This window comes from Mesorhizobium sp. WSM4814, from assembly GCF_055811595.1.
Map to the genome: position 1 here is coordinate 1 of NZ_JBVVQT010000040.1, position 24798 is coordinate 24798.

The following is a 24798-nucleotide window of genomic DNA, read 5'->3' on the forward strand; positions in this document are numbered from 1 at the left end:
CCCCCCCCCCCCCCCCCCCCCCCCCCCCCCCCCCCCCCCCCCCCCCCCCCCCCCCCCCCCCCCCCCCCCCCGCCGCCGGCGCTTTAACCCGGCCTTATCACGCTTTGCCATGTTGCATGTCCCGACCCTGCCCAGCCGCAACTCGCGGATTACGGAATGGTTCCTTTAGGAGTCAGGAATGATTTGATAGAAATTTCTGAGCGCGAAGGACTGGCTGATCAACCAGGAGCCATTTTTAGAGGATCATTCGCGTTGGTCGAAGGCTACCGCGCGCCCAAATGCCGGAGCCGCTTCCACGATAAACTCGATCAGATCACAGTCGGTCACTTCCCAATGGGGGCCATCTTCGCGCACCGCTGCTATGGTGGCCTTAACGGAGACGATTCCGCCGTATGGGGCTGCCTCGATGACCTCCAGAACAAGATCCTCGAATGTGCGCCCGTTGGTCGTCTTAACGTTCACCCGAGGGTTCCCCGAGCCACTGCCCCAAGTAACCACTTGTTGCACTTTCCGGGAAAAAATCAATGTACGATTTCGTACCAAAAAAGGGGCCGGAATAATTGGTAGAAATTCATGAGCGACCGATCAGATATACGGCAGCGCGCGGCTCCCCCCGTGCCCCCTCGGTTCCACCACAGGCCACCCTCAGGCAATCCTAGACAGCCTCGCCTTCCTGTGCGGTTGGGGCGCCAGGGCTGTTCGACGATGTGGCAGGGCAGGATGGCTACTCGACGCTAGGGACAGGCGCTGCTGAACCTTGTCGTCAGTGACTGGTGGACGAGCGCGGGGCATGCGTCCCAAAATGTATAAACTGTGAGACGGTCCATTGACACGCCTCTTTTCATGTCTCATAAGTCCAGTCTCACAACGCCTAGACATTGGAAAGACCGCAGCACATGACCGACTTCGCATACATCCGGGTTTCATCCATCGGCCAGTCCCTTGAGGTCCAGCGGGACAAGATGGTGGCGGCGGGGGTGGAGCCGAAGAACCTATTCGAGGAGAAGCGGTCAGGGCTGGACACCGGCAGACCGGAACTGAAGGCCTGCCTCAGGGCCCTGCGGAGGGGTGACACGCTCATCATCACCCGCATTGACCGGCTTGCGCGATCAGCGACAGACCTCCTGAACATCGTGAAGGGGCTGGAGAAGGACGGTGTGGCCCTTCGGGTCCTCGACCAGCAGATTGACACCTCCACCCCGGCTGGCCGCGCGATGCTGCAGATGCTGGCCGTGTTCGCTGAGTTCGAGACAGCTATCCGGTCTGAGAGGCAGATGGATGGGATTGCCAAGGCCAAGGCCATCGGGACCAAGTTCGGCCGCAAGGTCAAGGCGACCCCTGAGAGGGCAGCGGAGATCGTCACAATGCGGGCCGATGGCAAGACCGTTCCCGAGATCATGAGGGCCACGGGGCTGTCCAAGGCGTCGGTTTATCGGGCTCTGGGGCAGGCTGCGGCTGGTTAGGGTGACCACTAGCACTACGGAGCCGGCCTATTAGCAACTCCTAATTGGAGCCCCCACTAGCACTACGAAACCGAATAGGGACACCACTAGCACTATCCAACCGAATGGGCGATAAATCGATAGGGGCCACACTAGCACTATGAAACCGAAATGGCCGGAAATCCAATAGGTACTCCACTAGCACTACCCAACGGAAATGGCCGACAAATCCGATAGGGACTACACTAGCACTATGAAACGAAATGGCCGCCAAATCCCATAGGGTCACCACTGGCACTATCCAACCAAATCGGCCTGAAATTCGATAGGGTGACCACTAGCACTACCCAACCGAAATAGGGCTAAATCCCATAGAGCCCCCACTAGCACTATGAAGCCGAAATCAGCCTAAATCCCCATACCCACCACACAAGCACTACCCTTCCGCCTTTCTCCCAAGCCGCGCCGCAGAGTTCGCCCTGTTGCGACTATCCCTTGCCCTGTTTCGTTCCCTTTCCGGGGCATGGATGTGGCGCTTGACGGCGCGGCTTTGGCGAGGTGCGACACCCAGGAATGTCAACTCGCTCGCCTGCGGGTCTATGTTGTTTCGAGGCGACAGGTGAAAGGCATGGACGCGGGCCAAGATTTCTGTCGCCGCCGCCACGTGGCGGTGAACCGCAGCGAATAACGCAACGAAATCAGCAATCGTCCAGCCGCGACAGAAAAGCCAGTTTGGCACTGAACAGTGGCAAAGTCAGTGTCACGTGACACTGAGAAGGCGGCTAAGATTACCATCGTCGATGGCAAAGTCAGTGTTACGTAACACTGAGAAGGCAATCGATCAGCGCCTCAAGTTCCAGCCACCACGCCCCAACTGCACCCCAAGTCGACCCCAACGGCACCGCAAGGCAGCCCGGGGGGATATTTTGCGGAAGCGACAGTCAACCCACGAAAGGACCAGTTTGGAATACACCTCAGAAACCCTCGACAGCACCACGGGTGAAATCGTCCAGGCTCCGATAGGCTCATGGATCACCATCACCGAGTACGGCGAGACCAAGGGCGTTGGTCGCAAACAAGTCCGCGATGTCCTTTCCCGGCTGGGCATTCTCCAGGACGAGATTGAAGACCACACTCCCAAGGATGCCTCGTTCACTGACAGGAGGCTCGTCACCCGTCGCCGGCTGACCACTAAGTCAATCAGGTCGGGTCTGGGGAAACGCCTCTTCTCAGTCGTCGGACGACCATTCGATGTCATATCGCCCAAGGGGCAAGCATGGATCAACCAGCGATGGGCGGATGCCGTCCAGACAATCAAGACCGACATCACTTCCAGTCCGGTGGCGGTTGCTGCTCAGGTGGCACTTGGCGAGTTCATGGTCGGTCGTCGACACAAGTTAGACGCTGAGGGACAGGTCAGATGGCTTCTCGACCATTTCCCGAATGTCGCTCAGGCTGACATGAGCAGGATCACCGGAGCATCTCCTCGGATGGTCTCCCACTATGTCAGCAATCGTACTGACCAGATCAGCAAAGCCAAAGCTCAGATCAGGGTCACACTTAAGGTTCCCTGCAGGATGTCTTATCAGACAGATATAATCGACGTAGAATGTTGATCATACACAGGAGTGGACGGAAGTCCCTCCTCCTGATGCCTCAGCCTTCAGGCTACCTTCTGATGAACACCTTAGATTTATGGTCTCACACCTTAGAGTAATGGCCAGAAGTGAACCTGAAGGTGGGGATGTTAAGTGGGAGGCTTCCGCCTCTTTCTTCTGGTGGTCTCAGTCTGATGTCTCCAGCTCAGGGGAACCCCGAAGGTAACCTTAAGTGTCGTTACACGGCACCTATTACACATGACGTTACATCGGCTGAAAATGACCATGCCAGCCTACCCCTTTTCCAAGCGACAGCCGAACAACAATCTCGAGAGGAACACGCATGACATGACAGATGACGCACGACCGTTCGACAGGGCCTTGTTCCTGCACGAGCGACAGGCCCTACCCGACCACCATGACGACGATGACGACAGCGCCCTTGTCATCGCGACAGCCACCGCCAAGCGGCAGAACAAGACAGCGCTAAGGGCAACCCAGGGCGACCGCGTCGACTGGAAACAGCACCTAGTCAACGCTCCCGGCTACCGCAACATCCCCAATGCCAAGCTCCCCTTCCGAACCAAACAGGCCCGCAGCAAATCCATCATGGCGGCGGCAGAGCGACGGGAGAAGCGGCGTGAGCAGGGTGTTGCCATCCACTACGACCAGTTCGCATGGAGGCGGCTGGGTCAGGCCAAGCGTGACCAGTTCGACCTAGTCCGCAAGTCGCTGGCTTGGATTGGCCCGAGGTGGGACGCTATCCGGGACTTCGGCCGCTACGATGACGAGCGTGATGGTGGCCAGCACCTCGACCACCTCTTTCGCTTCGGGTCCGCTAAGGCGCACCCCAGGACCCCCTTGATGCAGCACATCCGGGAGGGAATGTGAGGCAGTTCCTACCCACCCTCGCCGAGTGGCCGACCAGAGAGCAAGCCCTCGCCATCATCGAAGCCCTAGGCAAGCTGGAAGAAGGCGAGCCGTCCGAACTGGACCGTCTTTCCGGCATCTCTGACGCCCTAATTGTCGCGGGGCGATGCTACGCCGTCTACGGCTACCCCGAGCTTGAAGCCGGCAACTTGATGAGGCGAATGGCCGAGCTGTACATGCGCCCACGTAAGGCCACCCCAGGCCCAGCCATAGCGTCCCCAGAGGCCGACCGCAGCCCGACCCCACCAGACCACAGCTACGGCCTACAGCCGCGCCGCTGACCCCGTAACACAGCCTAGAAACCACCGACCACCTCTTGGCGCATTCCGCGTCGGGAGCGATCAACTACGACCATTTGAAAGGACACCACATGAACGACTATCAAGACGACCCGACCAAATACATCCCTGATCAGACCGTACTCGGGCAAGCCATGCACCGCGCCCGGATGGCAGAGCAGGCAGCCAATCAGGCCAAGCAGGATGCCCTCGCTGTCGAGGCGAAAGAGCGCGCCAAGCAGGAAGAGATTGAGCGCGCGGTCGAGCTTTCCGTCCAGAACAATGCCCAGCTTCAGGCGCAGCGGATGGGCTTCAGCCCCAATCGCTTAGTCTCATCGCAGAGCGTTGGCATGATCGCGCCGCCCGAGGTGGTCGCCTCGACGCCGGTTCGGTTCAACGGCATTGAGGTTAGCGGCCAGCAAGCTCGCGACATGGTGACATACGGCCAATGGGATGCCGCCTCATACCAGAAGGCGCTGGCCGAGGCTCTGGCGCAACACGGCTACAAGGCTCCGGGGTCTTTTCAGAAAGCTCGTTAAGCCAAGACAATCCGGCCCCTCATAACGCCGAGGGGTCAGACGCTGGCGAGCAGAACGACGAAGGCGACGAAGACCTGACCGAGGAGGAACGCAAGGCAAAGGCGGAACAGGCCGAGTATGACGAGATGGTCTCGACCACCGATAAGATACTTGGCGAGTGGACGGTGGCCCAGCCCGAGGAAGCAAGGCAGGCTGTGATTGACAGCTACATCGAAGGCGGCGTGATCGACGCGGCGGCGGCTGGCGTTCACGATGTTGAAGCCCTGATCGTCGAGGCATCATTCACCAAACACATCGAACGGCAAATCCTTGGCCCGCTTGGCCTGACCATGGACCAGTGGCAAGAGCATATCGATGAAGCCGAGTTGCCAGCCTTCCGCAGGGCAGTCGTCAAGGGCGATTGGCAGCTCCTGACTACCCATGCCCGAGCAGCCGCCAAGATGCGTCTCGACCTCGGCATCTAGCAGCACCACCATTCCGAAGGGGGTCAGGTCGCCATCCCGGTGAACCATTGCCCCAAGCTCAAAGCCCCCTTCGGGTCTTTCATCAAACACGGTCGGAACGCTGTGCGGTAGGAACGCCAGAGCGCGTTCGCTGCTTCTCCGACACAATCTACCGTCCAGAGACAAACGCCCCTCAGCGGGCAAAACTGCACATAGCAAAGGAGCAAATGCTACAGATTGAAGTGACAGGATCATACACTGCCGCCACCATTCTACGGGGCGAGGAAATCGAGACGACCACGACGCGCAAGGACCCGGTGCCGGTCTTGTGCCGGGAATTGATCAAACGCGGGGTCGACCCCAGCGAGCCTGTGAGGGTCACCATAGGCGGTGTGCCAATGTGGAAGCGAGACCGCACCATAGGCGCATGGGCGGGGATCGACGTTGTGGACAGCGATGTAACCGGGCTGCGAACAGTGAAGTACCGACCATTCCCGAAGCGCAGTCTTCCCGCTGTCGGGATCGTCCCTGTTGAAGCATGAATATAACTGACTGGCCAAATCAGGGTCCCGGCAGCTACCCCCTCAGATGCCCACTTACGGCGCGATGAAGGAGACGACAGCAGTGCATATCAAATACTCGACGTTGGAAGCAGATGTGACAGCTTGGAAACAGGGGTGGCTCCAGAATGTGGCCGATCAGTTGGGGGACGACCAAGCCGAAGCGACACGGCTGGATTTTGAAGCGGACCCCTGGCTGGCCCTGCAATGGTACGTCGAGGGCGTGCGAGAGGTGGCGCGCAGCGTAGCGAGCTAAGCGGACGGCTTGACTAAGAGATACACCGCTGCTACCCCTTGAGATACACCAAGGCGGTCGACGCTTTGGGAAGTGGTCACACCAACTACTTGGAAACAAAGGCATTTCTGGCATTTTGCTCCCGGTTCGATTTGTCGAACTTGTCCGGCCCGGGGAGCCACTGCCTTTCCTACGCCAGGGCGCGATATTGCGCGCCGACGTGCAATTTTTCCCTACATTTCGATCCGCTTCGCTTCTGCTGCGATGGCTGGCAATCAGCCGAGAAGCCGATCGAAGTAGTGGTAAGCTAGCGTAGCGCCCTGCCCTCGCCTAGGCCGGCAAGGCCCTCATCGTAGATTCGGCGGCGGCATCGTGAAAAGACATGCACACGGCGGGATTGTGCGAAACGAGCCGCTACCAACATTCGACCGGCGAAACCTTCCAGTTCGAGAACCGGAAGAATTGACCCGCAGCAGACTGGCAGCTTCTTGCTTCCAGAAAGCGAGTAGCGGACATTCAAGCCAATGACTAAGGGCTCGGGCCGGCCCTGCGGACCAGACGCTGGTCGGTTAGCGATCACGACCCGCCCTACGCGCACCGCCGTTCGCTGGGCGAGGCTTACTCATGAGTATTTTCATCGCCCTCAAGTTTCTGCCGCAGCATTGTCATCACTCTGCGGGCCGCTTCGATGTCCTTTACGGCAAGCCCTTCCGCGAGCGCCTCGACCCGCGGCGTGTACAAGCGAATGGCCGCATCATAGGCTTGCCGTCCCTTGCCGGTAAGCGCCACGAGTTGCGCACGGCGATGATGCGGGTTTGGCTCAAATGCCACCAACCCTTCCTTGGTTAGATCGTTGACGATGCGCTGAACGTTCTGGCGATTAGCGCCGAGATCGCGCGCAAGCCAAGCTACCGGCTGTGGCCGTTCCGCCGCCACGATAGCCCCCAGGATCTGCCAACGGGCACTGGTCAGCCCGAGAGGAGCGACGAGCCGGTCGCCCCAGGTGAGGGTCAGGTTGTTCACCCGGAACATCGTCAGAATGAGATCGGTCAAGGCGTCTCCGGCTGAGGTCCGCTGCGGTTTGTTCATTTGTCACCATATGATGCTGTTGACGTGATGATGTCAATTCATTATGTGTCGATGGTACCTACTCGACATTATGATGTCAAACCCAACGCCGGAGCCCTACCATGCCCACTATGCGCCCTCTCGATCCCGCCTTTCCCATCGACCGTCAGATCGGAATCGATGCCGATGCCGTCGTACTCATCAATCTGTTCACGCTCGATCCCACCGACGAGGCAGTGTTTCTTCAGGTCTGGGAGGACGATGCGTCCTTCATGAAGACCCAGCCGGGCCTGATTTCCATCCAGCTCCACCGCGCCATCGGCGAAAGCCCGACCTACCTGAACTACGCAGTCTGGGAATCGACGGCCGCCTTCCGGGCCGCGTTCACGCATCCCGAATTCAGAGCGAAACTGGGAGCCTATCCGTCGTCGGCGGTCGCCTCGCCGCACCTGTTCCAGAAGGTCGCGGTACCCGGCATTTGCATCGCATAGAGCCTGCTGGCAGCCCGAAGTCATCACAATCGAAATCAAGCCAAGAGGAGAGAGTCCGATGCGACTCCTGTTCAACATACTCGCCGTCACGGGTACGGCCATGTTCGCCGGAGTCATGCTGACTATTGGTGTGACGCTCGGCGGCTACTGGAGGAGCCTTCCCGCAGCCGAGTTCCTCGACTGGTTCAGCCAGAACAACGGGTTCATTTCGGGGGTGATTCCTCTTGTCGTCGTTCCGACCCTCGTCGGCCTGATCGGCTCCCTCTGGCTCGGCTGGGGCGACGGTGGGCCGCGTATGCTCTGGATCGGATCGGCCGCCTGCATCGCGGGCGTCCTGGCGCTCACAATGATCTGGTTCGTGCCAACCAACGCGCAGTTCGCGGCCAAATCCCTGCCCCTCGACCAGGTTTCTGACCGGCTCAACACCTGGATCCTGATTCACTACGTCCGCATCGGGCTTGCCGCCGCCGCCTCGGTGCTGGGCTTGCTCGCCATCAGTCGGTGAAAGACACAGAAGCCATGACCAAGCTCATTCATCCCGTCGCCGGCACGATCGCACTCCTAACGATCCTGACCTTCTGGCTCTCGACCGCTCTCAGTGAACTGTTCGCATCGCAGGCCACCATCATCGCCGTCAAGACGGCCATACCATGGGGCTTCCTGCTGCTGGTCCCTGCCGTCGCTGCAGCAGGCGCCTCGGGCCTTGCCCTTTCCGGCGGACGGCGGGCCGGTGTCGTCGGCGCGAAGCTCAGGCGCATGCCGGTGATTGCGGCAAACGGCATCCTGGTGCTTATCCCCTCGTTCCCCAAGAAAGGCTGCGTTCTCCGGCCGGCGGTTCGAATAAAATAGCGTGATGCGGTGGGGCAGCCTTGCCGCGGAGGCATAGCGAGCCATGGCCAGAAACGGCGTGATGCCGATGCCGCCGGCAAGGAACACCGCCGGTCGCATCGGATCGTCGTGCAGGGTCAAGTCGCCATTTGGACCGGTCATGCGCACCGCGCCGCCGATCGGGAGCGACGCCAGGGAACTCTTGAATGCCGTATCGCGGAGGCGCGTTGTGACCATCAACTCCGGCTCCTCTGGCCCGCTGGCCAGCGTGAGGTGGCGGGAGCTACCCTTGCCGTCCGTCTCGGACGGGTTGAGCAGCGTGAGCGATATCGACTGGCCGGCTAAATGATGGAAACCGGCCGGCTTGGCGAAGCGGAACGCCATGGTGTCGTCGGCAACCATGTCGCAGCCAACCAGCTGCACTTCATGCGTAACGCTCCGGCGATTGAGCCTACCTGATAGCTTGAAACCGTCACGCATGTTGATACTGAGCAGCGCGATGTTCGTCGCCCCCGCGATCAACTCGAGCGTTGCACCGCGTAGAACATGGTGTCGAATTCTGCCGCCTGCGCCTTGGCCGCGAGGAACAACGCGGCTGCAAAGGCTGCAGAAGACCAACCCTAATTTCAACGTTGTCGCCACGATGACAGCGGCCAGTGAAGCGGCTCAACCCTGGGATGGGCAGACCGGAGCGATCAACGCCGCGATGATGCGGCGCCATCTGCCCGACGTGCTCGCTCCTATCTACGACCTTGCGGGATCGCCGGCGATGGTCGGAGCCATGCACGACATGCTCAGCGGGTTGGGCGTCAACGACGAGGCTGTACGCCGCGAGGAGCTCTCCGGCTACTAACGGCGCGGAAGGAGACTTACAGCTCGGTCTCCGGAGGCCGCTTTCGGGATGTGGCAGACACTAGCCCAATGGCCGACATTGGGGCGCGACTGCCCGTTCCAGAGCTCAAGCCCCGCCTTTTCTGCGCCGGCGTACCTAATCCTACTCCGGTTCTCGTCAGCATCTTGTGCCCCTCAAGAGCCGTTCGTATTTGCCATCAAGCCGCGTTAGGAACGGCCGCACGATAGCGGCCGTAACCCACCTTCACGAGCAACCCTTCCTCGCATATGCGGGCGAGGTAGCAGCGAGGAACGCCGATGTCGGTCAGGTCTTTGTCCGGACTTCACCCTTCTCAAGAGCGAGCCGGACGGCGCGTTCCCTCAATGTTGGCTTCGGACCACCGGCAAGCCGGATCCGCTCCGCGCGATCGCGATCACGCTTCCGCATCCTGATAGTGGGCTGTGGCGTAGTTTCGAGGGGAATCGGCAGCACATAGTTCGCAGTATCGTTCGGCCCGGGGAGCCAACGCCCATTCTACGCTACGGCGCGCAGGAGCCCTCTGAACGCCCCAGTAACGCTATACGTGGCTGCCTTTGGCGGTGGCCAGGTTGGTGCTGAGCTCGAAGGCCAGTGTCGCGCCGGCCGATTAGACGGCGTAATCGGCATGAAGTTAGAAATCAGATTGATCAATGGTCGGCCGCCCTTAGCCCCTGTATCGGAGGGCGTCGACCAGAAGCGTGAAGGCGGCAGTATGCTGCCGCCGGCTTGGATAATAGAGGTGGTAGCCGAATATGGCGCGCACCAGTCTTCCAGTACCCGGACCAGGCGGCCGTCCGCAACATGCTGGGATATCTGGTTTTCGAACGTGTACACCAAACACGAGCCATCGACCGCGGCATGCAAGAGCATCTCGTTGTCGTTGAAGATAACCGGTCCATCGACCCGGACCTCAAGTTCGACGCCGTCCTGTTCGAACTCCCAGGCATAAAGGCCGCCCCCGGAGTTCTGGCGATAGCTTGCGCATCGGTGTTCGCTCAGGTCGCGGGGTGTCTGCGGGGCGGGACGATTGGCAAAGTACGACGGAGATCCCACGACTGCCATCCTGACGTCTGGGCTGATCCGAACCGCAACCATGTCCTTTTGCACCTGTTCGCCCATGCGGATACCGGCGTCGAAGCGCTCTGCGACAATGTCGGTGAGACCTTCATCGACATGGACCTCAACCGTGATGTCGGGATAATTCTGCAGCAGTTTCGACAATACGGGCCACAGGACAGTTTGGGCGGCATGCCGGAACGTGGTGATGCGGATCGTGCCTGCAGGCTTGTCGCGAAGCGCGGTGAGCGCAGCAATTTCACTGTCGATATGGTCGAATGCCGGCCGCAGGCTGATAAGCAGCCTTTCGCCTGCCTCGGTCAGCGACAGGCTGCGCGTCGTTCGCGAGATCAACCGCACACCGATCCGTTGTTCGAGCATGCGCACCGCATAGCTGAGCGCGGATTGGGAGAGGCCGAGCTTTGCGGCCGCGCGTGTAAAACTCCCCTCCTCGGCAACCGCGATAAACACAGCCCATTCGCTGAAGTCGCCTCTTCTCACCTATAAACCTCATTTCTATATCCATGAGGATCATGGCGGATAATCAGCATGCCTGTCTCGACATATTTATGCTCCGCCCAGCCCCGCCGGCACGAGTCGGCATTCGAGACTGTCTGGTACTGCGCGGATTCCGCCCCCCGATGGCAGCCGAGCGCCGACAAGGCGTTATCTGCCTCGCTCGCTGCCGGAACAGCAAGCAGCGAGCAGAAGCGGTCTGGCGTAAAAACGGCTACGTCAGATTGAACGGCAATTGACGCAGCGGTTTTCCCGTGAGCCGTGCTATTGCGTTGGCAAATGCCGGCGCCAATGGTGGCAAGCCGGGCTCGCCCATGCCCGTGGGCGGTTCGGCGCTAGGCACGATGTGGATGTCGAATTCCGGCACGTCCGTGATGCGCGCCACCGTATAGTCACTGAAGTTGCTCTGCTCGACGACGCCGTCCTTGAGCGTTATTGCAGAGCCTGCCAGGCACATCGACAAGCCCATGATCGCCGCGCCCTGTACCTGCGCCTCCACGGTCAGAGGGTTGACGGCCAGATTGCAGTGAACCCCGGCCGTGACCCGATGCAGTTTAGGCTGTCCATCGGCAGCAGAGGCTTCCACCACGTAAGCGACCACTGAGCTGAAGGACTCGTGCACCGCCACACCCCAGGCCCGCCCCTCGGACAATTGCGTCTTGCCGTACCCGCTCTTGTCAACGGCCAGTTGCAATGCGTCACGATGGCGGATGTGCTGATCGCCGAAGAGCTGTATGCGGTAGGCTACAGGGTCTTGGTCGGTTGCACGCGCTATATCGTCGAGCAGGGTCTCCATCACATAAGCCGTATGGGTGGAGCCGACGCTGCGCCACCACAGAACCGGCACGTTGTCCTTGGCATGATGCACGGTCAGCCGCATTGGAAGCGGATAGGGAGCCCGCATGCCCTCCGTCGTGGCGGCGTCGATGCCGTTTTTTCACCATGAACTGCTCGAACACGGTTCCGGTAAGTATCGACTGGCCGACGATGCTGTGATCCCAGGCCAGCACCTTGCCTTGATTGTCAAAGCCGATGCGGGCGCGGTGCAGGTGCAATGGACGATAGTAGCCGCCCCTCATATCGTCCTCGCGGCTCCAAAGCGTACGGATCGGTGCATTCAGCCCCGCCGACCTGGCGGCCTTGGCTATTTCGCAGGCCTCGACCACGGTGTCGTAGGTGCTGGAAAAGCGCCGACCGAAGCCGCCGCCCGACATCTGCACGTTAAGCACGACCTGTTCCGGCTTGAGGCCGAGCGCGGCTGCGGCAGCGGCGGCATCGGGTCCGGCACTTTGGCTTCCCATCCAGATCTCGGCACGATCATCGGCAAGTCGTACCGTGCAGTTCAGCGGTTCCATCGCCGCGTGGGCGAGATACGGGAACACGAACTCAGCTTCCAGCTTCAGCGGCGCCGTTTCCAATGGCACCATGTCGGAATCGAACTGGCGCGGGCCGGGCTCGACTGGCCATCTCGCGATAGTGCGCGAGTTGCCGTTCGCTATCGACCTTTTCGACGGCCGATGTGTCCCACTCCACGTTGAGGGCATCGCGGCCCTGAGACGCCTGCCAATATCCGTCGGCCACGACGGCCACGCCCTCGGCACCGCGATCCAGCGGCACGCGCAGGACGGCCTTCACGCCCTTGACCGCCCGGGCTGCGCTGTCGTCCAGGGTGGCTATCTTGGCTCCGAAGACCGGAGGACGAGCCACCACGGCCGTCAACTGTCCCGGCAGCTTGAAGTCGATGCCAAAACTCTGTTGGCCGCTGCTCTTGGCTTGAGCGTCCAAACGCCGGGTGGGCTGGCCGATGATGCGGAAATACTTGGGATCCTTCAGCGCAATCTTCTGCGGCACCGGCAAGGCCATGGCCGCCTCGGCAAGCTCTCCATAACCGAGCTTGCGGCCATCGGAGGCCAGAACCGCGCCGGCCTCGGTTCGCAGAGTGGACACATCCACATTCCAGCGGGTCGCAGCGGCCGCCAGCAGCATGGCGCGAACACGAGCACCCAGTTCGCGATACTGCGTAAAGCTGTTCTTGATTGTGTTCGAACCGCCGGTAAGGTGCATGCCGAAGAGCGGATCGACATAGGCCATGTCATTGGTGCCGAGTTGGCTGCGCACCAGGTTCCAGTCCAGATCGAGTTCTTCGGCAAGGATCATGGGCAATGCCGTTTGGACGCCTTGACCGAACTCCAGCCGGTTGATCGTGACCGTAACCTCTCCATTGGGCGCGATGTGGACAAATGCAGAGGGCTGCTCGGTCGGCTTCAGACTGGCTGCCGCCTCATCGACCTCGGACGACTGCGCGACTGCCAAATCAGGGAAAATGCCGACAGCCAGGCCGAGGGTCCCCGTCAGCTTGAGAAAGCTGCGGCGTGGCATCGCCTGGACCGTCGTTGAGCGGCCCCGTTCCATGATGTGCTGCAACGCGCGCGGCAGCTCTTTGTGATCCATGTTGGGGAACATATGCGTCTCCTTCAGACGAGGGTGCTGGCGGCGTCGGCTATAGCGGCGCGGATACGGGCATAGGTTCCACAGCGGCAGATGTTTCCGGCCATGGCGGAGTCGATCTCTTCGGCGGTCGGCTGCGCTCCGGGCGACAGCGACGCGAGCAAGGCCGTCGCGCTCATGATCTGGCCGCTCTGACAGTAGCCGCATTGTGCCACGTCGTGCCTGACCCATGCAGCTTGGACAGCCGCGCCGACACGGTCGGTGCCGTCGGTTGTCTTTTCAATCGTGGTGATCTTGCCGCTTTCAACGGCGGAAACCGGTGTGCTGCACGAGCGGATTGCCTCGCCATCCAGATGCACCGTACAGGCGCCACAGAGCGCTGCGCCGCAGCCGAATTTGGTGCCGCTCATTCCCAGCGTGTCACGCAGGACCCAAAGGATCGGGGTTTCGGGGTCAATGTCAATCTCGTGCTCTCGCCCGTTGATATTCAGTGAGATCATGGCCGGTAGGTTCTCCTGGGTTGCTCCACCCGAACAGGTTTCCCAAGCGGCCTGGGGCTTCCCGGCCGACTGAGACATTGGCAATCTGGTGGCTAGCGCTAAAGCTAGCTCGCCGGGCGATGCTGGATTAGACTGCGCAATTTGCATGACCTTAGAAACGTGGTTTCTGAATGCGTCACACAGGCGAGGCACGTCCGCGTTTGCGCGGTCAGCGCCGGCATTGCCGTTCACGGGGATCGAAAAGCAGTAGATGCGCCAGTTGCGGCGAACGGCCCTGAAAAGGACTGCTGCTTCCGCTTCGGAAGATCAACACCTAGGCCGCCAAACGTTCAGCGCTGTGCAAAAACCCGGCTAGAGTGGATTGAATCGAACGCTTGGTACCCGCCCGAGACCGTCCTCACAGATCGGGGAAGAGCGGCGCGGCCCTGCTCGTTGCAGACGTTCGGAAGGTCGCCAAAGGTGGGAGGCGGCCGTTGCCGCGAGGTAGTTGCTGCCTGCCCGAGCCGGGACCTGGACAGCCATCAAGGCTTCCAGATGTCATTCCACTACCCGAGCGGTTTCGACATCGATTTCGTCGTGAATTTTCTCATCATGACGGAAACTGATCCAGCTGATCGGAATGGAGGCGAGATAAAGGACAGTCAGAACAACCAGAAACTCGCTGGGGTAGAGCACGACGGCCGCAACCAGCCCTGCGACTGCCAAGAACAACGCAATCATCGTCCTCTTGGAGACTTGGCAAGCCCACTTCTTCCCGGAAAAAGTCGGGATCGTCGAAACCATCAAGAAAGCGATCAGAGCTGCGTGCAGCCCCGCAATCTGAACAGTTGCAGGTGTCGGCGGAGCCAGCGATATGGGCAACAAAACCGTTAGGGCAGCGGCCGGTGTCGGCATCCCAGTGAAATACGCTTTCTGCCATGCCGCTGCTGCCGAATTTGACTGCGCATTGAAGCGCGCCAGGCGCGCGGCCGAAGCAAGAGCGAATGCCATTAGGCACAGGCTGAACGGGCCGGTCATCAATGCCTCGCCCCAAAAGAAAAGCAGGACGATCGGCGCTACGCCGAAGCTAAGAAAATCCGCAAGACTGTCAAATTCGGCTCCGAACTGTGACGACGCATGCAATCGCCTCGCCAGACGGCCATCAAGACCGTCGAGCACTGCTGCCACGACGATCGCCAACAGTGCGAATTCGAACTCGTTTTCGATCGAGAAGCGAACGGAAGCCAAGCCCGAGCAAAGCGCCAGCGCTGTTATGGCATTGGGTATCTGCTGGACAAGTCGAGAATGCGTTTTGCGACCATCCGATAGCGTGTTCTTGCTGTCGTTCAATGCCGCGTCAGCCGACTTGCGTTCTTTCGCCATTGTCGATCTTCCTTTTTCTCTGCCATCCCCTGCTATTCGCTCGAGATTGGTTCCGGACCTGCGACGCAGCCAATGCCGCCCTCGCAAATATTCGGACGCGAGTTCGTCAGCGTAACCAGGAGGTCAAGCCGCTGCCGACCCTTTTGAATCGTTGGATCGACGGAGTGCCAAGCGGGACGATTGGAGAACAATCCGAGGATATCGTCTGTTACGAACTGAAGCTGCGATGTAAGGCTGTGAAGGAGGGAGCTTTCGTATCGAGCCGATATTTCGGATGGTCGGTACCCCATCAACTCCAACAGCGTTGGCGCTATCGCGAAATGAGTGGCCATGTTCGGATATTGCGTGGCGACTTTCTCAAAGCGGGCCCGAAGCTCCTCATCCCCGGTTGAAACCAACATTGGAACTATGGCTTCGTTCGGGTCTACATTCGTATATGAACTGCAGTGCGTGAGACGGCCGACGCTGAAATTTTGTCCATGGTCCGACGTGTAAATCATCGTTGCGTCCCTCCAGTCGACCCCATCGATCAAACGGGACAAAGTGCGGTCTGTCGACCAGCGCACCGCGTTTGCATAGGATTGAAGCGTCCCTGAGGTGCCGGCGTCGGATGCAAACTCCGCAGGCGACCCGTCACTGTAGGGGAAATGCGCGCCATTCTTGTTCGCGTAGATAAAAACATGATCGCCGACGCTCATTTCCTTGAGCACGATATTAATGAGTTCATCGTCGAGATCATGCGTTCGAATTGCATTGTCCAACTTGTAGAATCGGTCGATCGAAATCGCTTCGGCGGGCGTCATGTAGTTTTGCAGTTTACCATAGACGGTGACGAAACCTGCCTGGGCGTCTATGAACACGGTGCGATAACCTGCCCTCTTTGCATACTGCCAAACTGTCGGGCTCGCCTTGACTGACTGGACTAGATCTCGAGGATAGGCCATGAAGCGAAGCAATGCGTTCGATTGAAGAGAACAATTCGAGCCGGACACAGCGGGGCCAAAATCAATCAATCGGCTTCTGAGTTCGGCCAGTTGCGGAGTGACGGGGTTGCGGGGCTCAAGACTTACGAAGTCGGACCGAATGCTTTCGTCGACCAGCAGCACGATAGCCCGCGCCTGGTTTCGTTCCGGCGTCATGGATACGATTTCCCGCTCCGGGAACGTTCCACTGTTCAACTTGTAAGCTGCGATCGCTGCCAGGGACAGCGGCGAGAACTGCTTCGGCAACGCTTCTGAACCTTTGCCCTCTCGATAAATAACCACGCCCGCAATGAGGACGATCGGCAACATGGGCACTAGTGGTGACCAGTATCTGGTCTTGCGTGTCGCCAGTGGCGGAAGGGAGGGGGGCATGGCGATTGCGACAACACCCAATATCGCGACAGCGACCGACCACCAAATCGCGTTGGAATAAAATTCGGATGCCCTGTGAGCCTCGTGACGGACCGTCCAGAAATTGAGAACGTCGAAGATGAAGAACTCGGATCCTTGGACAAGGTAATAGCCATAGGCTGCGGCGCTTGATATCGCGAGGGGGACGGCCCACAGGAGCCGAATGATCCAGTTGGGATGAAAGGCAGCGGCCAACACTGCCAACACAGAGATGACCCAGATGATGCTGAAGATCATCAAGGTCAGCTGGCGCTGATCGTCAATGAGCAACCGGATGCGGTCGATAAAGCCATGATTGGTGAGGAGGATCACTGCGAGCAGCAACGCGCATTTCAGGGCAAGAAGTGCCCCCCTTGTCGCATTGACACCGCCTTGCCTCCCCATTTCCCTCCCCCCTTCCCTGTCGCCCAGCATTGGCCACGCTTTGGGGTGTTCAGGCAGGGAGTCTATCGTCGGCTAAGTTTTCGGGAAGTTCACAATATGACAGATAGATGACGTTGTCGGACAGCAGAAAGGCGGTGCCTCATAGGGCATGCACCAAGCAAAGGGAGTAGATGCAGGCCTAGCATCAACCCGATGGGGAACAGGATACCTGCGCAACGTCCTCGGACGCCTCTCTGACGGACCACGTGCGGACGGAAATCATGTAGGCGAAGACATTACGGTTCAAAGTCTAAAACGAAGCAGGCGTGCGCGGCGTCGAACACCGCTCACCGGCCATCTTTCCGCTGATGCATGTCGCGCAAAAGCACGTCCTCGGGCTGGAACCGAGGGTGCGCAGCGGTTTTGCAATACGGCGTGCATAACTTCAAAAACCCTAAGCGCGCCGCATGCGTCGCATGGGTCCATTCCAACGCGACGCGCTTTAGGCAGCTACATCGGTTACGCCGTCACGCCACCGCGACCGGTTTTCTGTGCCGTCATCCAGGGCATAGCTGCAGAGGCGTCCTCGAGTATTTTGGCCGATCTCGCGAAGCCGGCGAAAGCCTCGCGTGCAACGGAAATGGGAATCTGGCCATCATAGGCGCGCTGGCAGGCGCGGAACGCCGTGTCAAAGATTGGCCCTCGGCGATTGTTCGGCCATTCCTGGAGGAACTCGAAAGCATCGGCCAAGCATTCGATTTCCTCCACCATGAACTCCCCTTTCCTGACGAAAACAGGCCGGTCGAAAGTCCTGTCGTTCATTACAACCTCCATTCAACTGAACGAGTGTTTGAGCTTCCACGAGAGCCGTGAGCGACGGCTGCGGAAAATATGTGAAGCGCACTTTTTGCTGTCAAGGAACGGCCAATTCGGGACTGAAGCAAACCTCCTCGCAGGACAGGGACCGCATGCGGAACGTCGCTGTGTAGCGCTGCAACCCGCAGCCGAGGACGGTCTGAACGCCATCGCTCCCGATGAAACCGAACTCTCGCAAAGGCTGTCGGCAGCATTCGTCATGCCGGAAAGCCTGGACAACAGCAGAAAGCCCGCGCCCTCGGGGAGAAGACGCGGGCTGACCGGAGCTTCCGATCTCGCAGCATTGTATGAGGGGACAATACTACGCTGCTGGCACTAAACTTTCGTCGCAGGACAGTGTTCCAGCCTCACAGGCTGGCGCAGGCAAAAAAGTCCGCCGTACCCGCAGGTGCGACGGGGCGATCAAGCGGTCACCAAGCACGGCTTGGGGGCTGAGAATGTGCCCGCTGCGCGCGGACCGAGAAAAATCATTCGCGTGCCGGCTGCCCGGCGTCTACCAACCGCCAGTTGGAAGAGTGGGCCGAACGGAGAGCCCGCGCCTCTGCTGGAACAAGGACACGGCCTATTCGGCGCGCTTGCTGGCTCACTCCGGCGCGCGCCTGGACGCGGCTTCCGCGCCCGGTCAATTCGCTTGGAACAAAACATTCCAGAGGTGGTTTTCCCCATGAAGGGACAGACTTTTCGAAGGAGACGTCTCGTGAAAAAAGTTCTGATCACCAGTATGCTGGCCATAGGCGTTGGCTGTGGCGCAGCATTCGCTCAGGAACAGCAGCCGGCCCAAAGCCAGTCCGGCACCGACTGCCCGGCCGGCTCGGCCGGTTGCCCGGAAGGTGCGATGGGCGAACAGGGTAAGGCCGGCGCCACAACCGAGCAGCAGACGCAAGGCGAGGCCGGCGCCACAACCGAGCAACAGGCTCAGGACAAGGCCAAGACCCAGACCGAGCAGCAGACCCAGGGCGAGGCCAGCGCCACAACCGAGCAACAGGCGCAGGACAAGGCCAAGACCCAGACCGAGCAGCAGACCCAGGGCGAGGCCGGCGCCACGACCGAGCAACAGGCGCAGGACAAGGCCAAGACCCAGACCGAGCAGCAGACCCAGGGCGAGGCCGGTACTGCCACCGAGCAGCAGACTCAGGGCACTACTCAGTCACAGGATGAGACGGAGACCGGCGCGATCAGCAATGTGACCGTTGAGCAGAAAACGCAAGTCACCCAGATCCTCAAGCAGGAAAAGGTCGAACCGGTTGCCGACGTCGACTTTGACATCTCAGTCGGTGTCGAGGTTCCGCGGCAGAGGGTTGAACTGCGTCCTCTGCCACGGCGAATCATCGAGATCGTCCCAGCTTACGAAGAGTACCAGTATTTCGTGTTGGCCGATGGCCGTATCGTCATCGTCGACCCGGATACATTCAAGATCGTCCTTATTCTGACCTGACGCCCTAGTTCGGGTTAATCGAGGGGTCCGCTGCCCCCACGGCGGACCCCTCGTCTGCATCGACAAGTCTCTGCCACCGAAGGCACGGCTATTACGCCTGTTCAAACTGACAGGCTCTCTGCGTGTCGAGGTTCCTTTCAGCCGCTTCCCACCAGGATTACATCTGGACGGCGTCCTCCCTGCTCAAAAGGCCTGAGCTAGGACTTCGGTCTGGCCGCTTGCCGACCATGGGCTGGCCCAGGCAGTGCTTTGGTCCGGGACCGCTATGGCAAAAGCCTGAAATGGGGGAGTTTGTAGGAACCGAGTTCCTGCAGGCGTCGTTGCGATGCCGACACTGTGACAGGAGGCTGCAATGGACCCCAGCATTCACCAGGCACGTTGGCTGCTTTTTCCGGTATTTGGCCTGGTGTTCGGGGTCGCCGCCGTCGGGCTTTTCATCGGCTGATGAGGTCCACCGATGAAGGCAACGCACTCGCGCAGTCATGAGTCCCTTCCTGCGCCAACGAGGCCCACCGGTTCTCCCCCTTGAGACTGGTGGGTCTTGACACAGCCCGATGATGGCGAAAGCCTGATAAATCGGTGCAGAGTTCAGAGGATTGACTGGGGCGACGGATTGCCGAGCGAAGGATTGGCCTGGACGAATTCGAAATAGGTAGAAATGCAACATTGGGCGTGACGGTAAAAGGATATTCTGGCGTGCTATTGGCAAGTTCATTGATCACAGACGCAATACGGCCGCAGCGCCCGAAGCATTGTGAGACAAGAGTTCTCGCCGGTGCGCGGCCTGCCCGGCCTCAATCGCAGCGCAGTCTCAAATCTCTTCGAGGGCTTCGCGTCGCCATCTGCCTGAGCGCATCGGCCCTGGTTCTCGTCGTCAGCCCCTACCGTGTGGCACAGGACGGCCTGTCCCTGACGCTAAGCCCACAGGCCGCCTGGGCACAAGGGAACTCTGGGAACGCTGGGAACTCAGACTCCGGCAACTCCGGCTCCGGCAACACTGGCTCCGGCAACACTGGCTCCGGCAACACTGGCTCCGGCAACTCTGGCTCCGGCAACTCAGGAGACACTGAAAGCCCCGGCAACTCTGGAAACGCTCCTGGAAATGCCACAGACCCTGGAAATGCCACAGACCCTGGAAATGCCGCAGCCCCACAGGCCACGGACCCGAACGGCAATGCGAACGAAACAAAAGCACTGAACGTCACTCCCCCGACAAATCCGGCTACCGCGCTAAATCCTGGCAACAAGCCCAAGACGTATATTAACGTGACCACTGGAGACCGGATCGAGGTGCGCGGGGCAAGCGTGGGTGTGGTGCATTCCAACGGGCTGAGCGAGCGCATCGACGGCGGCCATTACGAGATGCGCGATGCCATGGGCCGCACCATCATTCGGCGGCAGGCAAAGAAATCCGATCGGGCAAGACTGCTCCGGATGATCGAGTGATGGCGCGTTCCACAGGCCGCAAGGCTGTCTTGCTTCATGCAGGATCGCGGACAGGCGGATGCTGATGCTCGGTCGCGTCGCGCAATGTCATCGCGGCTTCGGTGCGGTTGCTCACATTGAGCTTGGCCAGAATCCGCGTCATGTGATGCTTTATGGTTTTCTCGTGCAGGTTCAGCTGAAGACCGATCCGCTTGTTGCTCAATCCCGCGGCAACGAGCGTCAGGATCTCTCTTTCGCGACTGGTGAGTTCGGCCAGAACGTCGGGTTTCTCGATCGCGGTTGGTTGGCTGGACAGGTCGACCAACACGCGCGCCGACAATTGCGGACAAACATACCGTTCGCCCATCGCCACCGTGCGCAGTATGGCGGCCAGGGTTCTCGATCCGACGCCTTTCAGGACGTAGCCTCTTGCCCCGCTCTGCAAGGCGGTCATGACGTGCTGGTTTTCCTCCGAAACGGTCAGCATCACGATTTTCAGATCCGGGTGCCGCTCCAGAGCCGGTTCGACCGCGCTGAGGCCCCCTCCAGGCACCGAGATGTCCATCAGCAGAATATCGAGTTGCTGGTCTTCCGATATCCGCAAGGCGTCATCTCTGCTGCTGCCTTGGGCAACGATCTCGAACCCGCCGATCTGCTCGAGGGTGCGCACAACGCCTTCCCTGAACAGCGGATGGTCGTCGACAATGGCGAGCTTTATGGCCGCTGCCATCACGCCTGTCCTATTTCGACTGTGTTGAGAACCATTTTCACCACCGTGCCATCCTGTGAAGATGTTACATCAAATTGGCCGCCGAGGCTTTCTACCCGCTCACGCAGCCCGATGAGCCCCAGCCGTTCAGGGTGGATGATCTTCGGGTCGAAACCTGGGCCGGTGTCGGAAACCTCGATAGAAACGCGCTCCCCGTCGAATTGTTTCGCGACTGATTGACCGGCACCCCCGGCATGGTGGAAGCCGTTGTTCAGCGCCTCCTGAATGAAGCGAAAGATGCAGATCTTGGCCGCTGGCGACAAGGGTGTGTGGTTCCCGGTCATGGACAGCATCACTTTGACGCCGGTCCGCTCTTCGTGCGCTCGCACGGCAAGCTCGAGGATTTCCGTCAACTCGGCATTCTCGACATGCGGCAGCATAAGACCCTTGCTGACATTCCTGATTTCTCGCATTGCATCGTCCAGATTCGCTTTGACCACCTGCAATTCCCGCGCGCGCGCCGCAGCCGGGGTGGCAGGATCGGCTAGCACGGGGCTATCAATCCCTAGCGCAGCGAGGGCAACCAGTTGCGCCGGCCCGTCGTGCAGGTCAGCGCCGATCCGCCTGAGGTAACGTTCGTTAAGTGCCGTGGCGCGCTGCGAAGCACGCTGCACCCGCAGCCTCAACATTCTGTTTTGAGCAACCAGGACGGAAAGTTCGGCAATGCGCTGCTTCAAGGAGCGGCTCTGCGAACGAATCGTGCGGCTGCCACGAAAAACGATCACCGAAAGACCGAGGAAAAAAACCGCGGTGACGGCTGCGACATCGAACCAGGTCCGAACGAGTGCCTGCCGGAGATCCCTTTCAAAATCGGTGGCGATCTCGTCGAATTCCAAAACAGCCACGACTTCGCCCGACCATGGCTGAAGCATCGGATTATAGATTTCAAGAAGATGCAGGCCGCTGTCCCTCTCAGCCTGGTTATCGTAGTGCCTGTCCATTTCAGCAACCATGTCGCCTGCGAATGCGGCCCGGAGATTGTCTTTGAGTGGAAAGCGCTTCCCGACCAGACTTTTATTGGTTGAATAGAGGATGGTGCCATCGCGGCGCCATAGCTTGAACGATTCGAGCCTTTTGCCGAGCGCGCCTTGTCCCAGCGTTTCATCCAGCGCGTGCGCAACGCTCTCGTCCAGCATCTCGCTCCTGCGCATGTCGGGAAGCAGCGGCGCGATGACGCTGTCGACGTAAAGAGCGGTAGAGGCGGCCGAGTTCCGGGTGACCGCGGCTTCAATCTGGCTTGTCACGGACATTCCAACCACGATCATCGCCGACAGCGAAAACAGCCCGCCGGCGAGCAGAAACTGAGTGGCCAGCGACAGTGCATTCCACCGATCGAGCAATCTTGTCGGTCTGTATGGCGCCATATCTCCACCGGCCCGGTCGGCGGCGCGTCGCGCCAGCGGCACGATTCGAGAGAACCAGCCAATCTGTCGTCGAACGACGCTAAATGACGCCATCTTTGATCTGCACCGATCAATAACAAGGGAACTTAGGGCTTGCGAGCTGGACGAAAACCGCAACCCTGCGGTTTTTTGCGCAAGCGCCACTGCCATGGTTGAGCGAGGCAGCAAATATGACGCCTCAACCACGTGCTACCGGCACCTGTCGCCCCTGGCAGCGGCGGAAGGTGCTGCGTACTTTCACTTCCGGTCGCGCAATGCTCTCACCGCTTGCGTAAGGGTCATCCGATCGTTGCCGTTCTTTTTGATCAGCCTGCTGACCTGGCTGGGCGAAACGCCATTTTCTCGCGCGAAATGCTCCACCTCGTAATACTGGTCCACCGACAGGCGGTCGCGGTCGAGAAACGATCGATCTTTGTTGTTGTCGTCCATTTCCGTTTTCCCACTGAAGCTCGTTTGAACATTGGACGCAAACGAGGGACCACCCGCCAAATCGAGGAATGGCGGGTGGTCCCTTATCGGCGCAGGAAGGGACTTAGCTGCGCAGATATCTTCGTCCATCAGCCACATCGTCAAGTCGGTCGTTCGTCAGCTGACGACTATTCCAATTGCCAGGAAGGCAATGGAGACAGCGAAGACCGGTGCAAGTAGCCAGCGGGCTTGGTGAACACTATTCTCCATCGATTCCTCCCGTGACGCACGGCGAGCAACGAGTGCTGGCAGTCGTGGTTCCGGGCCACACGCCATCGTCGCCCTTTGCGCACGACAATTCAGACTTAGGTCCAACGGCACGGCGTCTCTGGTCGGACCGAAGCCCAGCCGCGGAACGTTTGCAGCTGTCTCGATGTTGAAGGCGAGCTTGGCGCGACGAAGATGCGTCCCAGCGCAAGACAGCTCATTAGGAAGGAAAAACTTATGAGAATGCATCTTTCCACTGCAGCCGCAGGATTTCTGCTGCTGGCAAGTGTCGGCGCCGTGGCTGCCCAGGACGTGATCATCCAGCCCGAACAGGAGACCGTCATCAGGGAGTATGTGAAAAAGCAGCCGCTCGCCTCGGTGAACCTGCTTGGCGTGGAGCTCAATATCGGCTCGGCGCTGCCCGAGACGGTCGAGCTTCATGAGGTTCCCGACGTCCAATATCGCTACGTCGTCGTCGACAATCGGACCGTTCTTGTTGATCCAGGCACACGCAGGATCGTTAAAATCATCGATTGACTGAAATGGCCTGGGGAGGAGAAGCTCGCCGCTTGGACGCGGCGGGCCTTCTTGCCGTTTCGCTGTCGCCTACGGTTCATAGCGCCCTACGTTTCATAGCACCCATGGTTCATAGCAATTGAAGCGTGCAGTCGGTGCGCCCCGAAACCCGCGGCATCGCCCTTTGGGCGCGACGCGTCAGACTTAGGTCCTACGCAAAGGCCCTGCCGAATTGGACCGAAGCCCAGCTAAGGAACGTTTGCGGCTGCCTCAAGTTTGGGTAAGCAAGGCGCTGATGCCGTCCGGCGCAAATAGGCTTACAAGTCACAGACATAAAGGAGGCAGTTATGAGAATGCATCTTTCCACCGCAGCCGCGGGCCTTTTTCTGCTGGCCAGCGTTGGCGCTGTTGCCGCTCAGGATGTGATCATCGCGCCTGAACAGGAGACCGTGATCAGGGAATATGTGAAAAAGCAGCCGCTCGCATCCGTGGAACTCCCTGGGGTGGAACTCAATATCGGTTCAACGATACCCGAGACGGTCGAGCTTCACGAGGTTCCCGACGTCGAGTATCGCTACGTCGTCGTTGACAATCGCACCGTTCTTGTTGATCCCGGCACACGCAAGATCGTCAAGATCATTCAGTGACCTGAACGCGAGGGGAGGAGACGCCCCCCCCCGGGGACCGCGGGCGCGGGCGCCCGGCTGCATCCACTCGGCGATCGCCGCCCTCGCCCACAGCGGCCCCTCGGGCGGGTGATAGTCCTGAAGCGTAGCG

The 24798-nt window shown here is 59.8% G+C and carries 25 protein-coding genes and 2 pseudogenes; 14 read left to right on the plus strand and 13 right to left on the minus strand.

Annotated features, from left to right (window positions below):
* Positions 1 to 243 precede the first annotated feature (243 nt).
* Positions 244 to 462, minus strand: a complete 219-nt coding sequence (locus AC0L2V_RS30930; RefSeq protein WP_473522046.1) for a hypothetical protein — start codon at positions 460 to 462, stop codon at positions 244 to 246.
* A 434-nt stretch (positions 463 to 896) separates the two neighbouring features.
* On the opposite strand from AC0L2V_RS30930, the gene AC0L2V_RS30935 reads away from it, so the two are divergent.
* From AC0L2V_RS30935 to AC0L2V_RS30960, 6 genes are all read left to right on the plus strand, one after another.
* Positions 897 to 1463, plus strand: coding sequence for a recombinase family protein (locus AC0L2V_RS30935; protein ID WP_473522047.1), 567 nt, complete (start codon positions 897 to 899; stop codon positions 1461 to 1463).
* 941 nt (positions 1464 to 2404) lie between these two features.
* Positions 2405 to 3058, plus strand: coding sequence for a hypothetical protein (locus AC0L2V_RS30940; RefSeq protein WP_473522048.1), 654 nt, complete (start codon positions 2405 to 2407; stop codon positions 3056 to 3058).
* A gap of 330 nt (positions 3059 to 3388) precedes the next feature.
* Positions 3389 to 3931 carry a hypothetical protein gene (locus AC0L2V_RS30945; RefSeq protein WP_473522049.1) on the plus strand — a complete coding sequence of 181 codons (543 nt, stop codon included), beginning with the start codon at positions 3389 to 3391 and terminating at the stop codon, positions 3929 to 3931.
* A 409-nt stretch (positions 3932 to 4340) separates the two neighbouring features.
* Positions 4341 to 4787 carry a hypothetical protein gene (locus AC0L2V_RS30950; protein ID WP_473522050.1) on the plus strand — a complete coding sequence of 149 codons (447 nt, stop codon included), beginning with the start codon at positions 4341 to 4343 and terminating at the stop codon, positions 4785 to 4787.
* 125 nt (positions 4788 to 4912) lie between these two features.
* The gene (locus tag AC0L2V_RS30955) at positions 4913 to 5251 is read left to right on the plus strand and encodes a hypothetical protein (RefSeq protein WP_473522051.1); all 339 of its coding nucleotides are present in this window, start codon (positions 4913 to 4915) and stop codon (positions 5249 to 5251) included.
* 603 nt (positions 5252 to 5854) lie between these two features.
* Positions 5855 to 6046 (plus strand): hypothetical protein, encoded by a 192-nt coding sequence (locus AC0L2V_RS30960; protein ID WP_473522052.1) that lies wholly within the window; start codon positions 5855 to 5857, stop codon positions 6044 to 6046.
* Between the two features lie 597 nt (positions 6047 to 6643).
* Here AC0L2V_RS30960 and AC0L2V_RS30965 read toward each other — a convergent pair.
* A complete protein-coding gene (locus AC0L2V_RS30965; protein ID WP_473513740.1) occupies positions 6644 to 7114 on the minus strand; it encodes a MarR family winged helix-turn-helix transcriptional regulator in 471 nt (156 codons plus the stop codon).
* 101 nt (positions 7115 to 7215) lie between these two features.
* Between AC0L2V_RS30965 and AC0L2V_RS30970 the strand changes: the two genes are divergently transcribed.
* The 4 genes and pseudogenes from AC0L2V_RS30970 (at position 7216) to AC0L2V_RS30985 (ending at position 9265) form a co-directional block, all read left to right on the plus strand.
* The gene (locus AC0L2V_RS30970; protein ID WP_473513738.1) at positions 7216 to 7584 is read left to right on the plus strand and encodes an antibiotic biosynthesis monooxygenase family protein; all 369 of its coding nucleotides are present in this window, start codon (positions 7216 to 7218) and stop codon (positions 7582 to 7584) included.
* Positions 7585 to 7642: 58 nt separating this feature from the next.
* Entirely contained in the window at positions 7643 to 8089 is a 447-nt protein-coding gene (locus AC0L2V_RS30975) for an anthrone oxygenase family protein (RefSeq protein ID WP_473513736.1), read from the plus strand.
* Positions 8090 to 8103: 14 nt separating this feature from the next.
* Positions 8104 to 8385, plus strand: a pseudogene (locus AC0L2V_RS30980) (hypothetical protein); the annotation flags it as partial.
* Between the two features lie 670 nt (positions 8386 to 9055).
* A complete protein-coding gene (locus AC0L2V_RS30985) occupies positions 9056 to 9265 on the plus strand; it encodes a hypothetical protein (RefSeq protein ID WP_473513746.1) in 210 nt (69 codons plus the stop codon).
* Positions 9266 to 9947: 682 nt separating this feature from the next.
* Here AC0L2V_RS30985 and AC0L2V_RS30990 read toward each other — a convergent pair.
* The 8 genes and pseudogenes from AC0L2V_RS30990 to AC0L2V_RS31025 form a co-directional block, all read right to left on the minus strand.
* A pseudogene (locus AC0L2V_RS30990) lies at positions 9948 to 10840 on the minus strand (LysR family transcriptional regulator).
* Positions 10841 to 11069: 229 nt separating this feature from the next.
* A complete protein-coding gene (locus tag AC0L2V_RS30995; RefSeq protein ID WP_473522053.1) occupies positions 11070 to 11549 on the minus strand; it encodes a molybdopterin cofactor-binding domain-containing protein in 480 nt (159 codons plus the stop codon).
* A 4-nt stretch (positions 11550 to 11553) separates the two neighbouring features.
* The gene (locus AC0L2V_RS31000) at positions 11554 to 12282 is read right to left on the minus strand and encodes a molybdopterin cofactor-binding domain-containing protein (protein WP_473522054.1); all 729 of its coding nucleotides are present in this window, start codon (positions 12280 to 12282) and stop codon (positions 11554 to 11556) included.
* On the minus strand, positions 12242 to 13318 hold the full coding sequence (locus AC0L2V_RS31005; protein ID WP_473522055.1) for a molybdopterin cofactor-binding domain-containing protein: 1077 nt from the start codon (positions 13316 to 13318) through the stop codon (positions 12242 to 12244). The genes AC0L2V_RS31000 and AC0L2V_RS31005 overlap by 41 nt, the downstream gene beginning before the upstream one ends.
* An 11-nt stretch (positions 13319 to 13329) precedes the next feature.
* Entirely contained in the window at positions 13330 to 13803 is a 474-nt protein-coding gene (locus AC0L2V_RS31010) for a (2Fe-2S)-binding protein (protein WP_473522056.1), read from the minus strand.
* A gap of 537 nt (positions 13804 to 14340) precedes the next feature.
* The gene (gene pssA, locus AC0L2V_RS31015) at positions 14341 to 15165 is read right to left on the minus strand and encodes a CDP-diacylglycerol--serine O-phosphatidyltransferase (RefSeq protein ID WP_473513728.1); all 825 of its coding nucleotides are present in this window, start codon (positions 15163 to 15165) and stop codon (positions 14341 to 14343) included.
* A 32-nt stretch (positions 15166 to 15197) separates the two neighbouring features.
* A complete protein-coding gene (locus tag AC0L2V_RS31020; protein WP_473513726.1) occupies positions 15198 to 16973 on the minus strand; it encodes a sulfatase-like hydrolase/transferase in 1776 nt (591 codons plus the stop codon).
* A 468-nt stretch (positions 16974 to 17441) separates the two neighbouring features.
* Positions 17442 to 17744 (minus strand): DUF982 domain-containing protein, encoded by a 303-nt coding sequence (locus tag AC0L2V_RS31025; RefSeq protein WP_473513724.1) that lies wholly within the window; start codon positions 17742 to 17744, stop codon positions 17442 to 17444.
* A gap of 751 nt (positions 17745 to 18495) precedes the next feature.
* Here AC0L2V_RS31025 and AC0L2V_RS31030 point away from each other — a divergent pair.
* Together AC0L2V_RS31030 and AC0L2V_RS31035 are read left to right on the plus strand one after the other, a co-directional pair.
* Positions 18496 to 19233, plus strand: a complete 738-nt coding sequence (locus AC0L2V_RS31030; protein WP_473513722.1) for a DUF1236 domain-containing protein — start codon at positions 18496 to 18498, stop codon at positions 19231 to 19233.
* A gap of 1266 nt (positions 19234 to 20499) precedes the next feature.
* Complete coding sequence (locus AC0L2V_RS31035; RefSeq protein ID WP_473513720.1) at positions 20500 to 20679, plus strand: hypothetical protein; 180 nt, start codon at positions 20500 to 20502, stop codon at positions 20677 to 20679.
* A gap of 34 nt (positions 20680 to 20713) precedes the next feature.
* Here AC0L2V_RS31035 and AC0L2V_RS31040 read toward each other — a convergent pair whose 3' ends face one another.
* The 3 genes from AC0L2V_RS31040 to AC0L2V_RS31050 form a co-directional block, all read right to left on the minus strand.
* Positions 20714 to 21388, minus strand: a complete 675-nt coding sequence (locus AC0L2V_RS31040; RefSeq protein WP_473513718.1) for a LuxR C-terminal-related transcriptional regulator — start codon at positions 21386 to 21388, stop codon at positions 20714 to 20716.
* Positions 21388 to 22791 (minus strand): sensor histidine kinase, encoded by a 1404-nt coding sequence (locus tag AC0L2V_RS31045; RefSeq protein ID WP_473513744.1) that lies wholly within the window; start codon positions 22789 to 22791, stop codon positions 21388 to 21390. The genes AC0L2V_RS31040 and AC0L2V_RS31045 overlap by 1 nt, the downstream gene beginning before the upstream one ends.
* A gap of 276 nt (positions 22792 to 23067) precedes the next feature.
* The gene (locus tag AC0L2V_RS31050) at positions 23068 to 23388 is read right to left on the minus strand and encodes a DUF3606 domain-containing protein (RefSeq protein ID WP_236376641.1); all 321 of its coding nucleotides are present in this window, start codon (positions 23386 to 23388) and stop codon (positions 23068 to 23070) included.
* Positions 23389 to 23742: 354 nt separating this feature from the next.
* Here AC0L2V_RS31050 and AC0L2V_RS31055 point away from each other — a divergent pair, with 354 nt between their 5' ends.
* Both AC0L2V_RS31055 and AC0L2V_RS31060 read left to right on the plus strand, forming a co-directional pair.
* Complete coding sequence (locus AC0L2V_RS31055) at positions 23743 to 24042, plus strand: DUF1236 domain-containing protein (RefSeq protein ID WP_027156174.1); 300 nt, start codon at positions 23743 to 23745, stop codon at positions 24040 to 24042.
* Positions 24043 to 24368: 326 nt separating this feature from the next.
* Complete coding sequence (locus AC0L2V_RS31060) at positions 24369 to 24668, plus strand: DUF1236 domain-containing protein (RefSeq protein WP_031256955.1); 300 nt, start codon at positions 24369 to 24371, stop codon at positions 24666 to 24668.
* Positions 24669 to 24798: the final 130 nt, after the last annotated feature.